The 14,435-nt window shown below is 68.1% G+C and carries 10 protein-coding genes and 1 tRNA gene; 5 read left to right on the top strand and 6 right to left on the bottom strand.

The window, feature by feature from the left end:
* Nucleotides 1-40: 40 nt before the first annotated feature.
* From OG798_RS02815 to OG798_RS02825, 3 genes are all read right to left on the bottom strand, one after another.
* A complete protein-coding gene (locus OG798_RS02815; RefSeq protein WP_328756114.1) occupies nt 41-4,114 on the bottom strand; it encodes an nSTAND1 domain-containing NTPase in 4,074 nt (1,357 codons plus the stop codon).
* A gap of 112 nt (nt 4,115-4,226) precedes the next feature.
* The gene (locus tag OG798_RS02820; protein WP_328756116.1) at nt 4,227-4,556 is read right to left on the bottom strand and encodes a CU044_2847 family protein; all 330 of its coding nucleotides are present in this window, start codon (nt 4,554-4,556) and stop codon (nt 4,227-4,229) included.
* Nucleotides 4,557-4,995: 439 nt separating this feature from the next.
* Nucleotides 4,996-5,223, bottom strand: coding sequence for a hypothetical protein (locus OG798_RS02825; RefSeq protein WP_328756118.1), 228 nt, complete (start codon nt 5,221-5,223; stop codon nt 4,996-4,998).
* A gap of 93 nt (nt 5,224-5,316) precedes the next feature.
* On the opposite strand from OG798_RS02825, the gene OG798_RS02830 reads away from it, so the two are divergent.
* Together OG798_RS02830 and ltrA are read left to right on the top strand one after the other, a co-directional pair.
* Nucleotides 5,317-5,589: a hypothetical protein gene (locus tag OG798_RS02830; protein ID WP_328756120.1), complete on the top strand. Its 273-nt coding sequence runs from the start codon at nt 5,317-5,319 to the stop codon at nt 5,587-5,589.
* 681 nt (nt 5,590-6,270) lie between these two features.
* Nucleotides 6,271-7,665 (top strand): group II intron reverse transcriptase/maturase, encoded by a 1,395-nt coding sequence (gene ltrA, locus OG798_RS02835; RefSeq protein ID WP_328756122.1) that lies wholly within the window; start codon nt 6,271-6,273, stop codon nt 7,663-7,665.
* Nucleotides 7,666-7,796: 131 nt separating this feature from the next.
* Here the strand turns inward: ltrA and OG798_RS02840 are convergent, their stop codons facing one another.
* Both OG798_RS02840 and OG798_RS02845 read right to left on the bottom strand, forming a co-directional pair.
* On the bottom strand, nt 7,797-9,080 hold the full coding sequence (locus OG798_RS02840) for an ISL3 family transposase (protein WP_443053698.1): 1,284 nt from the start codon (nt 9,078-9,080) through the stop codon (nt 7,797-7,799).
* Between the two features lie 484 nt (nt 9,081-9,564).
* A complete protein-coding gene (locus OG798_RS02845; RefSeq protein WP_328756126.1) occupies nt 9,565-10,338 on the bottom strand; it encodes an ATP-dependent DNA ligase in 774 nt (257 codons plus the stop codon).
* A gap of 32 nt (nt 10,339-10,370) precedes the next feature.
* On the opposite strand from OG798_RS02845, the gene OG798_RS02850 reads away from it, so the two are divergent.
* A complete protein-coding gene (locus OG798_RS02850; RefSeq protein ID WP_267059749.1) occupies nt 10,371-10,637 on the top strand; it encodes a hypothetical protein in 267 nt (88 codons plus the stop codon).
* On the opposite strand, the gene OG798_RS02855 is transcribed toward OG798_RS02850, so the two are convergent.
* A tRNA-Gln gene (locus OG798_RS02855) sits at nt 10,605-10,679 on the bottom strand. The two genes, OG798_RS02850 and OG798_RS02855, sit on opposite strands and share 33 nt — an antisense overlap.
* A 331-nt stretch (nt 10,680-11,010) precedes the next feature.
* Here OG798_RS02855 and OG798_RS02860 point away from each other — a divergent pair.
* Both OG798_RS02860 and OG798_RS02865 read left to right on the top strand, forming a co-directional pair.
* The gene (locus OG798_RS02860) at nt 11,011-11,493 is read left to right on the top strand and encodes a hypothetical protein (protein ID WP_121413685.1); all 483 of its coding nucleotides are present in this window, start codon (nt 11,011-11,013) and stop codon (nt 11,491-11,493) included.
* A gap of 66 nt (nt 11,494-11,559) precedes the next feature.
* The gene (locus tag OG798_RS02865; protein WP_328756129.1) at nt 11,560-13,347 is read left to right on the top strand and encodes a S8 family serine peptidase; all 1,788 of its coding nucleotides are present in this window, start codon (nt 11,560-11,562) and stop codon (nt 13,345-13,347) included.
* Nucleotides 13,348-14,435 lie beyond the last annotated feature (1,088 nt).

The raw sequence follows: 14,435 nt of genomic DNA on the forward strand, positions 1-14,435 counted from the left end.
CGAACAGCAGGGCAGGTCCCACGATGCACCGGCCGCCGCATCAGGTGGGGCACACCGGGCTGGGCGTATGGCCTGCGAGGTACAGTCCGCGTTCTTCCGGTGTGAGGTCTCGGCCAACGGCCTGACAGATCTTTTTGATCGCTGTGGCCTGGTCTGGCAGCTCCACGTCCCACAACCGCGTCGTGGCATCCTCGCCGACGGTGGTCAGGGTGCGCCCGTCCCTGAACGCCACCCAGGACGCAGGATCATCGTGGCCAGTGAGGGTGGTGCGGATGTGGCCGGTTGAGGTGTTCCACAACCGCACCGTGCCATCCGAACCGCCGATGGCTACGATGCGCGCGTCCGGGCTGAACGCCACCGGGGCCGCGGTGTCTTTATGGCCAGTGAGGGTGGTGCGGATGTGGCCGGTTGAGGTGTCCCACAACCGCACCGTGTTGGTCGAGCTGATGGTGGCCAGGGTGCGCCCGTCGGGGCTGAACGCTACCGGGGCCGCGGTGTCTTTATGGCCAGTGAGGGTGGTGCGGGTGCGGCCGGTTGAGGTGTCCCACAACCGCACCGTGCCGCCCTCACTGCTGGCGGCCAGGATGCGCCCGTCCAGGCTCAACGCCACGCCGTACACCATGCCTTTGAGGCCGGTGAGGGTGGCCCGGATGCGGCCGGTTGAGGTGTCCCACAACCGCACCCTGGAGAAGTCACTGGTGACCAGGGTACGCCCGTCCGGGCTCAACGCCACCGGCATCTCGCTGGTGAGGGTGATGCGGGTGGTGCGGGTGCGGCCGGTTGAGGTGTCCCACAACCGCACCGTGCCGCCGTCAGTCCTGGCGGTCAGGGTGCGCCCGTCCGGGCTGAAAACCACGTCGTGCACGAGGCCGGAGGGGTCGGTGAGGGTGGTGCGAAGGCGACCGGTTGAGGTGTCCCACAACCGCATCCTGCCGTCCTTACTGCCGATGGCTAGGGTCCGCCCGTCCGGGCTCAAGACCAGCGAGGACTCGGATTCGATGCGGCTGGTGAGGGTGGTGCGACTGCGGCCGGTTGAGGTGTTCCACAACCGCACCGTGCCGTCCTCACTGCTGGAGGCCAGGGTGCGCCCGTCCTGACTGAATACCACCGAGGTCACCACTCCGGTGTGGCCGGTGAGGGTGGTGCGGGTGCGGCCGGTTGAGGTGTCCCACAACCGCACCGTGCCGTCCTCACTGCTGGCGGCCAGGGTGCGCCCGTCCGGGCTGAAAACCACGTCGTGCACGAGGCCGGAGGGGTCGGTGAGGGTGGTGCGAAGGCGACCGGTTGAGGTGTCCCACAACCGCACCGTGTCGTCGCTGATGGAGGCCAGGGTGTGCCCGTCCCGACTGAATGCCACCGAGATCACTCCTCCGGTGAGCGTGGTGCGGGTGGTGCGGGTGCGGCCGGTTGAGGTGTCCCACAACCGCACCGTGCCGTCGTCACCGCTGGAGGCCAAGGTGTGCCCGTCCGGGCTGAAAGCCGCCCAGGACCCGAAGCCGGTGAGGGTGGTGCGGAGGCGGCCGGTTGAGGTGTCCCACAACCGCACCTGGTCGGTGCCGTCCTCACTAGAGGCCAGAGTGTGCCCGTCCGGGCTGAACGCCCCCCACCCGAGGTTGGTGAGGCCGGTGAGGGTGGTGCGGAGGCGGCCGGTTGAGGTGTCCCACAACCGCACCGTGCCACCCTCACTGCCGATGGCTACGGTGCGCCCGTCCGGGCTCAAGACCAGCGGGGCCTCGGGGTCCAGGTGGCCGGTGAGGGTGGTGCGGAAGCGGCCGGTTGAGGTGTCCCACAACCGCACCGTGCCACCCTTGCTGACGGTGACCAGGGTGGGCCCGTTTCTGAACGCCGCCGACTCCACGGGGCCATCATGGGAGGTGAGGCGGCGTTGTAGGGGGAGGCCTGCTGCCGCAAGGAGGCTGTTGGTGGCTTCGGTGGTGGGGCTGGTGCGGTAGGCCTGGATAGCGAGCAGGGAGGCCAGGTCCGGGTCGGTGTCGATGAGTGCGTCGGACTGGGCGGCGAGTTGCCGGGACAGTGCCTGCTGCTGGGCGGTGACGGCGGTTTGGCGTTGCCAGAAGGCCAGTCCCGCGGCGACTACGGCCAGGACGAGTAGCCCGGCCAGGAAGGTGTTGACGCGTCGGGTGCGCCGAAGGGCGGCTTGCTGGTTGCGGTGGCTGGCGGTGACGAACGCGGCGGTGCTGCTGGGCAGCCCGCGCTGCCGGGACCAGTCCAGGCCCTCGGCCAGGTCGGTCCCATGGAGCAGGTCTGCGGGGTCGTGGCGGTCGATCCAGCGGGCCCGCTGGTCCTCGGCGCGGTGCAGCCAGGCGTGGAAGCGGTGGTCCTGGTCGACCCAGTCGCGTAGTTCGGCCCAGTCGCGGGTGAGGGTGTCGTGGATGAGTTCGGCGACCAGGTCACTGGGTGGAGGGCCGGGGTCGCGGGCGGCGGTGGTGATGATGCGGTGGCGGGTGAGGGTGGCCAAGACCGCGTCGGTCATCTCCTGGGCGGGTGCGTCATCTGCTGCGGTGTCGGCTGCGAGGTCACGCAGGACCTCGAGGGGAACCTGCTGACGGGTGGCGGGGATGTGGTGGGTTTCGTCGGCGGGCCGTACCAGGGCTGTGAGGATCCGCCGGGCGGTGGCGTGATGGCTCTCGGGCAGCTGGTCAATGGCAGCGTTGCACCACGTGGCAAGGTTGCCAGTGATCTGGCCGATGCGCTCGTAGGCGGTATGGGTCAGGCGTCCGTCCACGCGGCGCTCCCACAGCCGGTTCAGGGCCAGTTCCAGCGGCGCGAGCAGGGTGACCGGGGCTCTTCGTGCAGGGGCGCCGTGAGGGGCAGCGGCCAGGACATCGGCGATGATGCGCTCGCTCAGGCCGTCCTCGAAAGTGGCGCCGGCCTGGCGGGCGGGGCGGGTGACGATGGCGTGCAGGTCCTGCCGGCTCAGCGTGGCGGGCACGTTGACCAGGCCTGGGGCAGCAACCTCCAGCAGGGCGGGGGCCCGGGCAGCCAGCTGCGGGTAGAAGTCGTCCCGCATGACCAGGACCACGCTGACCGCCGCACTTGAACCGATCGCTGCCGTGATCTGCTCCAGCACATCCAGGGATGTACCGGGTGGGGCGTCGTTCGCTTCTGGCCGCGCGGCTGCTGCCGAGGGGGCGGGCGGGGTGAAGACCTCCTCGAACTGGTCGATGACCAGCACGATCCGTTCGCAGCTGGGTTCGGCCTCCAGACGGTGCCGCACCGCGGCCGCGAGTGGGTCGGCATCGGCACCGGGAAGACCATGGCGGGCCAGTTCGGCCGCCAGATCTGGCCCGGGGCGCGGGACGAGCACGGGCAGCCACCGGTCGCTGCCGGGCAGCCGGCCGTCCTGGAGGGCGGGCAGCACGCCCGCCAGGACTAGCGAGGACTTGCCCGACCCGGAGGGGCCGAGCAGCAGCAGGACCCGCCGGTTCTCGGCCAGAGCCGACAGCACCGTCTCCACCGCGGTGTCACGGCCGTGGAAGAAGGCCGTGTGCTCGGCTGTGAAGGGCTCCAGGCCCCGGTAGGGGCGCACCTCACGCTCCATCAGAGCGGGCCAGACCTCCCGCAGGACCTGGGCGGGTGTGGCGTAGGCGATGCCCTGGCCTCGCAGGTGCCCATCGGGTGCGGTGATCGCGGTGACCATGCCGATCACCAGGCCGGTCACCTCATCGACGACGGGGCCGCCGCTGAACCCCTGGGTCAGGTCGTTGGCTCCGGTCAACTGCAGTAGCCCGCCCCCACCCTCCACATCGGTGGGAGGCAGCAGGTCACCCGCCGTCCCGTAGCCGAAGTGCCCAGCCGACGGGGCCTGGGCGGGAAACCCGAAGGAGCGCACCCGATGCCCGCGGCACCCGGCCGCCGACCCCACCGGCAAGGGCTCCACCGTCGCCGGTATGTCGCTCAGGCGGATGATGGCCACGTCGTCGGCGTCCGAGGCCCGCCACGGCCCGATCAGCACCTGCCCCTCGGCCTGCGGAGCCCCTTCCGCGCGAGGGAAGACCAGCTGCACCCTCTCGCCGGGGCCATGGCCGCCGGCACGCACCACGTGCGCGCAGGTGACCACCACGTCCTCACCGATCAGGAACCCCGCCCCGGCCACGCCGCCTTCGGCAGACAGGATCTGGACAACCGCCGCCTGGATTCTGAGCCCAGGCCCGCCGCCGGGGGCCGAAGCAACAGCGTTCGTCGATGTCACCGAGGCCCCCGTGGGGTCAGGGAGCGTCTGCGCCGGAGGCGCCATGCCAGGTCACGGTCACCCTCAGGTGACAGCCGGCCTCGCTCTTGGCGATCACCGCGCCGGCCTGAGCCGCCATGTCGACCCCGAACTCGATTGCGACCTCGTCCGGGCCAACCTTGCGCAGCTGTTCCAGCGCGGCCCGGGCCATGGCGGTGACCGGACTGAGCGCCTCCTGCAGAGTCTGCGGCAGCTCGTGGATCGCCTCGCTGACCCGTCCGGCCTTCACCGGCCCATCGGATATCTCCGGAGCCTCGAACAGGATCGAACCCCCACCCTCCAGCGGAAGACGCGCAAGACTACGCATCGGCCCCTCCCCCTCAGAATCAGGCCGTACCCGAGCGTCCAAGGCCCGTGCCGTCAAAGTAGCGGACCAGGCCATCCACGTCCCGTCATTGGACGACTACGGACTTGGCTGCGGGCGAGCAGGCCGTCGAAGGCCAGCGCACGTCGCGCCTGGTCATCCACGTCGGACTCGGCGGCCGACAGGGTCTCGTAATGTGCTTGGCTCACACCCCGGACCGGTTTAGAGGCCCGGGAGCGGCCACGCACGATATGCGATAGAGAGCCCGCACCGCAGCGCCGTCGTACCGCGTACTCGCAGTTCAGGAGCGCTTTGGCAGATCATCCCGGCATGCCCTCCGGAGTCGTGTGCGTACAGCAGGCACAGTAACCGCGACCGCCACACAACAGACGCTCAAACGGGGTTGGCAGCATGGAGCGGCCAAGACAGGGGTGCGCCTTGTTCATTCATCATCGAGATCCAATATCTCGGCGAGGCGAGACAACCCTTCGAGGGATCGCTCAACGTGTACCGGGATGATCCGGTCTCGTGCTTCCTTAGGGAAGTGTTGATGCGCCTCTTCCATCAGCGTGGCGTACTCGCGGAAGGCTTGCAGGCAGAGGTTGGCGAGCTGTGCTGCTTGACGGTGGACTGGATCGTCCGCGTTGAGATCCGCCTCGAACAGCTCCAAGGCGTCCTCTAGGACAGAGTGACGATTGGGGGCGAGGGCGCCGGGAGTTGGTCGATCTTCCACGTCCACAGTCTGGACGCTGGCCCAGCAAACGTGAAGGCTTTTGTCGGCGTACGGCCCCGCGAGAGCTTCGGACTCACCTGGAAGTACTACAACAACGTGCCGGTCTCCTCCTTCTACCTGGAGATGCGCGCCGCCCAGTACATGGCGGGCGAGCCGAACTTCATCGCGATCTGGGACATATGCGGTCTTCTGGAGAAGCTGGAGGGCCATCAGCTTGCTGCCATGAACGACCCCAAGAACAAAGCCGGACGCTTTGCCGCATGCTCCAGTGTCGACGGTCACGTAATTCGGCTCTGGCGCTGATCTTGTTTGCGCCGTGAGGCGCTGTTGGTTCGAGTGGAGGTGAAAGACCTGCACCAACGCCCTGTCGCAGCAGGGTTGTTGAAGCTGAGGGCAGCCTGATCCGGGTGGTGCCGGGGAGGGCGAGAGCGGCCCTGACAAAGCCGGGACGTGCCAGTACTGCCAGATGGTGCGGGTCCGGCGAGCGTGATGGAGAGGAGTACGCAAGGAACCGGCGTGTTATGTCTCTTAAAGCGACACCGGCTCGAATCTGGTGGATCTGGGCCGGATGTGGCGCGTATCCGGGTCATTCCTTCGGGTGATCTGGAGAACTCCTGAAGCGGTATACAAGAGCTGCTCGGGAGGCCGTGGGGAAGGTCTGCGGCGTACTCGCGGCGATGCCACAGGGACACAGTCGGGCTCCTCCTTCATCGAGCGAACCACAGTGAACACGGGAACCGTCCCGGTCCTTGCCCTTCACGCCGCGTCCGGCGGCGGTGGCGGGGCTGAGTCCACCGACGACTGATCGGTCCGGGAGGGGGCGGAGCCGCCGTAGTACTCCGAGGCCGGGAAAGCCGGTCACACGGGGAAGGGCGGCAGCGGTATCGAGAAGGGAAGGATGCTGCAATGCCGGAAGATGCGCCGCCGAACGGCGACGCTCCGCCAACGGGCCCCGAAATGGGGCCCCGTCAGCGGGTATCGGAGATGCAGGCCAAGCTTCACCGTTGGGCGGCGGCCGACCCCGGCCGCAGGTTCGACGACCTGTTCAACTTCGTGCACGATCCGGCCACGCTGCGAATCGCGTGGGACCGGGTTGCGGGCAATCAGGGGGCGCGGACTCCCGGCGTGGACGGCCGCACCGGCTGGATCGAGTCCGAGATCGGCGTCCCGGCCTTCCTGGCCGAGGTGCGTGAGCGGCTCAAGGCACGGGCCTGGAGCCCGATGCCGGCACGCGAACGCGCGATTCCCAAGCCCGGTGGCTCGGGGAAGGTCCGCAAGCTCGGGATTCCCCCGGTGGAGGACCGCTTGGTCCAGGCGGCACTGAAACTGGTGCTGGAGCCCATTTTCGAGGCCGACTTCGAGCCGGTTTCCTACGGGTTCCGGCCCGCGCGGCGGGCTCAGGACGCGATCGCCGAGATCCATTACTTCGGCACCCGCGGCTATCGGTGGGTGCTGGATGCGGATATCGAGGCGGCCTTCGACAACGTCTCGCACCGCGCCGCTATGGACGCGGTGCGGGTCAGAGTCAAGGACAAGCGCGTACTGGAGCTGGTCAAGGCGTTCTTGAAGGCTGGTGTCCTCACTGAGGACGGTCAGTACCAGGACACTCACACCGGCACCCCGCAAGGCGGGATCCTTTCACCGCTGATCTTCAACATCGTCCTGTCGGCGCTCGACGAGCACCTGCACGGGCCGTGGAAGAACGGCGGGCAGATGAGCACCGGCTCCCGGCGGGACCGACGTCGTTACCTGGGCCTGCCCAGGTGGCGGGTCGTCCGTTACGCGGACGACTTCGTCGTCCTCGTGCACGGCACCCGCGACGACGTCGAAACGCTGCATGAAGACATCGCTCATGTGCTGGAGCCTCTGGGTCTTCGGCTGTCACCGACCAAGACCCGAATCGTGCACATGACCGATGGTTTCGACTTCTTGGGGTTCCGCATCCAGTGGCGCCGCAAGCAGGGAACCAACGACAAGTGGTACGTCTACACCTTCATCGCCGACCGGCCCCTCCGGTCGTTGAAGGCGAAGATCCGTGCCCTGACCCACAGGACGTCGCAACACCCTCCCAGGGACGCGCTGATCCGTCTCAATCAGATCATGCGCGGCTGGGCCAACTACTTCAAGCACGCAGTGGCGAAACACACCTTCAGCATGTTGGAACACTTCGTCTGGTGGCGGGTGGTCCGGTGGCTGAGGGCTCTGCATCGCTGGAGGTGGAAGGACGTCCGCCGGTGGCTCACCAACCCCCACGGGGGCTGGCGCCGCCCGCACGCGGACGGGATCGAACTGTTCGACCTCCAGACGGTAACGGTCACCCGTTACCGCTACCGGGCGTCGAGGATCCCCAATCCCTGGGCCGCTATCAACCACGCCTGACGGCAGAGACCGTGGAGAGCCCGTTGCGCTGAGAGGCGCACGCCGGGTTCGGCGAGAGGTCCGGAGAAACGGACCGGGAGTAATCCCGGCACCGCGCTCCGGGCCTACTCAGCGATCCGGATGGGCTGGACTCATCGCGCGAGCAGGACGCGTTTGCGAAGGAGATCGAGGCTGGCCCGGCCGAACATCTGCCGTTTCAGCATCTTCAGCCGGTTGATGTTGCCTTCGACGGCGCCGGAACTGTGGGGAAGGGACAGTCCGTTGCGGACGGCGTCGAAGTCGCGGCGGAGGTTGCGGGCGAAGCCCGCGAGTGGGGCGAGGGAGTCTCGTTCGACCTCGGTGATCCAGTCCTCGAGGCGGTCGCCGTGGCGTGCGGTCATCATGACGGCGAACTTCCTGACGTGAAGAGTGAGCCGGTCCAGCTCGGGATCGCGTTCACGCAGCCGGTGAAGCTTGCCGGCGACCTCGTCCCGCAGGTGTTCGGGGTGAGTCATGATCCATGAGGTGACCTCGCGGACCGACGGAGGCTTCGGCCCCGGATCGGGTGCGTGTCCACGCCCGGTGCGGTACTGCCGCAGATGACGTTGGACGGCCAACTCGCCTCCGGGGTAGCCCTGTTCCTGAATCTCGCGGTAGAGCTGGGTGGCGTTTCTGACGCCATCGTTCCAGCGCCGGTGCAGGTAGCCGACATACGGGTCGACGACGTGAGCCCGCTGCAGGCTTTTGGCGACGACGTCGTCCGCGGAGGGGGCGTCAACCAGTTTGCGGACGGTGGCCTGGTGCAGTCCGAGTTTCCGGCCGATCCCCGCCTTCGACATCCCCTGCTGCCACAACTCGTGGGCGGCAGCATGTTGTTCACGGAGCCGAGTCACGATCTTCAGCTCTGGCGGCAGCCGGACTACCTGCGGTTCGTCGGGGGTGTCTGCGGGTTCCGAAGGCGGTTCGGCCAGACGGGAGCGATGACCGTTCACTGTCTTCTCGACCGCCTGGCCGAGATTGGCCCACAGATGATAGCGATCAGCGACCTGCTCGGCCTGCGGCGCTCCGATGCGTGCGCCCTCCGCGTAACCACTGGACCGGTCCCGGCAGATCACCTTCACCTCGGGGTGGTCGCGGAGCCATGCGGCGAGGTCTTCGCCCTCGCGCCCCTCGTAGAGATGCAGTGGACGGTGGGTGGCCATGTCGATCAGCACCGTGCCGTAGTGACGGCCCTTGCGGAAGGCGAAGTCGTCAACGCCGAGGACCTCCACCTCGCCGACCTCCGGTTCGGGCAGGGCTCTGACCAGCCGCAGCAGCGTGTCCTTGCCCACGGTGATGCCGACCGCGGAGGCCAGGCGGGCTCCTGCCCGGCCGGCCAGGGCCAGTCCGATCCGCGTCAGCACCGCGCCTCCCGGGTTTCTGAACCTCGAATCCACAGTTCACGGTGCGGATGGTCGACACCGTGGTGTAGGGAAGCCGTTCACTTGACCGTCTCCGTCACGCTCCGGCGAACGGCTCCCTTGCCCTGGACGACGCATGCGACCAGAAGCGGGGATCCTGGGGCCCTGAGATGGATGACGACACAGGTCAAGCAGGCGACACCGAAGCGGCCCGCCACCCTCAGAGCCCCCGGACTGTGGCCGGACGGCAGTTGCCGGACACGGCCCAGCGGGAGCCGGGACCGATCATGTGGCGGGTCGACTTCACACCAGGTGCTTGATTTTGATCCAGCCGCGGGTACGACGTCCGGGCAAGTATGGACTGTTGAACCCTCCCCCCGCTGAAGCAGGGGGATTCCTGGCTCAGGCTGCCTGCGGGTCCAGCGGACCTACGGGTCTTACACCCTCAACACCAGCCGGGTCGGAACCTGCCCGGTTTGGCACTACAGCAAAGGAGTTGCTGTGCTGGCTTGGCTCTCGCTCAGCACGGTGTGCGCGCTTGGTTCTCGCAACGCACATCGACCACGCTACCCGATCGCGTGGACGGTCTTTCGCCCTGGAGGCGAAACCCCGTTCCCTGCCCTGCTCCGCAGGAGTCCGATTCCTTCCCGGCCTGAAGGCCGGGGCATCCTCGGAGGAACCAGGTGAGGCGCTTGGCGACGACGCCGTCGTATCCCTCGAGACGGGTCTGCTCAAGGGCCTGCTCGCCAGGTGCCGGCCAGGCCGCGGGCACACTGATACCGGGACTGGCCAGGGCGAGGTCGTCGAGGAGGTCGCGGCGGGAGGTGTACGGCAACTGCACGTTCGGCTCGCCGAGGTAAAGGATGTCGTACAGCATCAGCTGGACAGGTAGATCCTCGACGGCGTGGCCGATCGCCTGAGGATGATGCAAGCTCATGCGCTGCTGCAGGCGTTCCACCGACGGCCGGCCCTCACCGTCCAGGGTGATGATCTCCCCGTCGAGCACAGCCTGGGGCCCGGGCAACAGAACAGGCAGCGCCTTCAGTTCAGGGTACTGGTCGGTGACGTCCACCCCGGTCTGGGACAGCAGCCGCATGCTCCCGTTGCCGGGCAGGTGGGCGATGACCCGTACCCCGTTCCAGAGCGTCTCGTACGCGTACTCCGCCTCACTCTCCAGCCCCGGAGCCGGACCGATCACCGCGAACATCGGCGCCAGCGCAACAAGCACACTCCCAGCCTGCGCCCGGCAGCCAGCTCCGGCCACTCGCCCAGTCGTTTCCATCCCGGTCAGCAACAGCAGCGGGCTTCGAGGAACACGACGAGACCATGATCAAAGTACGCGGCAAAGGCCGTCGCCTCATGCCCGCCGCACCGCCGTATCACCTGCTGGCACTCAGTGCCGACGGTATTCGCGGTCGAGCACGGCTGAGTCGGGCATGCCTCGCCGTCATGGCCGAGATGGTGTCCCGCGAAGTGTTCACTCGGCGGGACACCACCTGGCCGGACAACCGCAGCAGCCTCGTTTGGCTCAATGTCTGCCGTGATGGGCGGCATCTGCGTTGGCTGGGATACCAGGACTCGAACCTGAACTAACGGAACCAGAAACCGTCGGGCTGCCAATTACCCCATATCCCATCCGCCTCGACGACCTTGGGCGCTAAAGGTCAGCCGGGGGCGTGCCCTGCCACGTCCTCACAGCGCGGTACGGCCACGGGCCCAATCTACGCATTTGCAGTGTGACGGTCGGTGATGCTGTCGGGCGTGTCGGTCAGCGGGCTGCGGGGGCCTGCCGCCCCTATCGGCGGCTCACCGTCGCCGGGGCCGATCGGGAGGACTCCTCTTCCAAGACGGCTCGCCCGATTGCGGTCATGAGAAGGGCACCTTAGCGTCGACCCGTCGGAATAATCCGAAAAAGCCAACATAGTCTCTTATGTCGGCTCTCCCTTGGCGTTGAAATGGAGCTTTCATGTCGGTGATGACCGGTGCCCAGCCGCTGCAGCAGTTCGGCCAGCAGACCGGCGGCCAGCAGTTCGGCGGTCCGCAGCAGTTCGCGCAGGTGGTCCAGCAGACGATCCAGCAGGCCTGCCAGCAGGCGAGCCAGCAGGTCGCGCAGCGGATGCAGCAGACGCTGCAGCAGATCCAGCAGGTCCAGCAGCAGCTGCAGCAGCAGGGCCTGGCCCACCAGGCACACCCCTACCTGGCCGTCGCGCTGCACACCACGCTGATCCAGGGCGTGCGCAGCGCGGTAGAGCAGTCCGTGCAGCAGGCACTGCCGGCCGCGATCCTGGCCCTGGTCCAGCACAGCCAGCAGGGTCAGCAGGGTCAGCAGGGTCAGCAGGGTCAGCAGGGTCAGCAGCAGTGGGGCGGCGGGTACGGCCCGCAGCAGTTCGGCCAGCAGCAGCCCGGCTCCGGCTTCGGCCAGATGGGTCAGCCCTTCGGCATCGGCTGACGCCCTGGCGGTGCGCGAGGCGGTGTGTCCAGGAGTTGTTCCCGGGCACACCGCGTCATTGTGGAAGTGACCGGTACAGGCGTGGTGAAGGCAGGCGTGATGATGGTCAAGGACAGGCCCGGGAACAAGCCCCGGAACAGCCGCCAGAGCGATTCCGAGAGTGCGGGGGCCGGCGGCGGGCCGGTACCCGGGGACAAAGAAGCGGCGCCGCGCAAGAAGGGCGCACTGTCACCGGTCGGGGTGCACCAGCGCCGGCAGCGGTACATGGTGACCCCGCTGCCGCAGCAACTACTTGCGCCGGGAGTTGCCGAACTTGGCATGGACACGGTGTGCGACCGGCTCGAGAGCATGCCGGACGTCACCGTGATCCGCCGCCTGGAGCCGTCCGAGAAGCTGCAGTCGGCCGGCGTGCAGCCGTCCTGTCCCGAGATCGCGGTCGTCGAGGCTGCCGAGATGCAGCTGCCGGCGATGCGGACCCTGCACGTGCACATCGAACCCGACCTGCCACTGGCAGGCGCGGGACCCGCCACCATGTTGACCCCGGGGACGCTGCCGCTGCCCGATCCGGGGCTGGTCATGCCGCTGCAAGAGCCGGTGGAGATCGCGGTGCGTGTGTGCGGCCCGGACGGCGAACCCCTTGCCGGCGCCGGGGTGTTCCTGATCGGGGCGTCATGGCCGGGCCAGGGCATCACCGCCGCCGACGGAACGGTCACCATCACCCTGGCCACCGACACCGAGCAGTCGGTCCAGTCCCTGTACGTCCGCCCCAGGGCCGGCTACACCGACCGCTGGATCAACCGCCCCGATCTGTCCGCGGCACGGGAGAATGTCGTCACTCTCACCCCGCTCGCCACCGTGTACCCGGACCTGGACGAACGCCAGAGTTACGGCTGGGGCCAGCAGGCCATGCGGCTGGACCGGCTGCCTCCTACCTTCCGCGGCTTCGGCATCAAGATCGCGGTCATCGGTACGGGGGTGAGCGCCGACCACCCCGACCTGAAGCAGCGGGTCCGCTCCGGCACCGACCTCGTACACCGCACCAAGGAAGGCTGGGCGCACGACCCGGTCGGCAGCGGTACCCACACGGCCGGGATCATCGCCGGCGCGGACACCGGCAAGGGGGTCGTCGGCATCGCGGTCGACGCCGAGCTCGACGTCTGCCAGGTGCTGCCCGACGGCCACTTCAGTGACCTGATCGCCGCTCTCGATCACTGCATCGAACACGAGGTGGACATCGCCCACATCGCGGTCGCGTCCCCGTATCCGTCGGCGCTGGTTTCCCGCAAACTCGCGGATGCCACCACGGCGGGTATCGCCTGCATCGCCCCCACGGGCGACACCGGCGGGCCGGTTGCCTTCCCCGCCTGCCTGCCTACCGTGTTCGCCGTAGGCGCCCTGGGCGCCTACGGCACCTGTCCACCCAACACCTCCCACGCCACCCACACCGGAGCTCAGCTGACACCGGAAGGACTCTTCGCCGCCCCGTTCAGCAGTCACGGCCCCGGCATCGACGCGGCCGCCCCCGGCGTCGCGGTCCTGTCCTGCGCCCCCGAGGGCGGTTACAGCGCCGCCGACGGCACCGCAGCGGCCTCGGCCCACATCGCCGGCCTGGCCGCCCTCGTCCTCGCCCACCACGAGGTCTTCCACGGCCAGCTACTGCCCCGCGGCCCCGGCCGAGTGCAACACCTGTTCGACATCATGACTACCAGCTGCCGCCCCCTCGCCGCTCCCGGAACAGCAGAAGCCGCCCGCACCGGACGCGGGCTGCCCGACGCCCTCACCGCCCTCGGCCTCACCCCCGGAACACAGCTCGCCCCAGCCCTCACCCCCTACACCCCCACCATGACCGGATAGGCCCCCACCCACGGTCCGCACGCGTACCGCACCCGCCCCCTAAACGCCGGCGGGTGCCGTACGGCGATTCAGACCAGGCAGTCTCGAAGCCGGCTACTCCCAGGCCATGGCACCCAGCCATGAGGGGCCCTGCGCTGCTCGGACAGCGGTGTTGAGGGTTCTGCCTATGCCACTGCCTGCAACTCCTCGTACTCGGGGACCCCCCCGCCGTCGTACTCCTCGAGGAGCGTGCGGGCGTCCCACTCGAGGACGTCGGTCATCTCAGCGGTCGTCACACGCGGTCCAACGAGCCACGGCGGGCTGTCCTGTGACAGTGCACGTTGAGCGCGTGCCAACGAAGTCTGAGCGGCTCTGGTCCAGCGCCTGCGCGCTGGCTCTCTCCAGTTGCCGTTGCGGTGTGCTCAGCGCTTTCTGGAAGAGCGGGTGGAACCGCCCGCTCTTCCAGGAGGAGCGCACCATGGCGCAGCCGATAGGTCGGCCAACGATCAGCGCTGAACAGTTCAGCCGAGTGTGTGACGAGATTGGGAGCACGGCGGCGCCCGAGAAGGACGCTCAGTCCATCCGGGACTGTGCTCTGCGCATCGTGCAGAGCCTGGGCCTGGCGCTCTCCACGGATGACCTGAGCAGGCTCCTCACCGTACTCATGGCCCCTAGCGTGGCCCCACCCCCAGAGAGCCCTCAGTACACCCGAGAGGCCATCCTGGACATGCCTGACGCGCAGCCAGGAGAAGATGAAGGCCCGGTCAGGTAGACCCGGCCGCCACGCCTGACTACACCCGCGGCTCGCCGGAGGGCGCCTGGCCCCCACTGCTCATTCTTCGGTGACACGGACTCGCGGCCGTCAAGATTCCCTACGTTCTTCCCTACCTTCTTCTTCGGGACCGGGCGAGCCCTTCGTATGGTTGGCCCACCCAGGGGCGTCGGGTGTGGCTTTCAAAGTTCTGCCGCTTGTGGCTTCCATCGATTGGCCGCCCGACGTCCCACGACGACTCGGCTGCCAATTAGGAATTGCGAATGATCGCTCCGTAGGGAATCGATGGCACGCGCTCAAGATCCGATCGCACAGGACACGGGCGCCGATGACAAGC

This window comes from Streptomyces sp. NBC_00271 (genome assembly GCF_036178845.1).
Taxonomy (GTDB): Bacteria; Actinomycetota; Actinomycetes; order Streptomycetales; family Streptomycetaceae; genus Streptomyces.

What these genes read in the sequence shown, in the direction of transcription:
- OG798_RS02820 (WP_328756116.1), bottom strand. Translation starts at nt 4,556, where the DNA reads ATGCGTAGTCTTGCGCGTCTTCCGCTGGAGGGTGGGGGTTCGATCCTG.
- ltrA (WP_328756122.1), top strand. Translation starts at nt 6,271, where the DNA reads ATGCAGGCCAAGCTTCACCGTTGGGCGGCGGCCGACCCCGGCCGCAGG.
- OG798_RS02850 (WP_267059749.1), top strand. Translation starts at nt 10,371, where the DNA reads ATGATCAAAGTACGCGGCAAAGGCCGTCGCCTCATGCCCGCCGCACCG.
- OG798_RS02860 (WP_121413685.1), top strand. Translation starts at nt 11,011, where the DNA reads ATGTCGGTGATGACCGGTGCCCAGCCGCTGCAGCAGTTCGGCCAGCAG.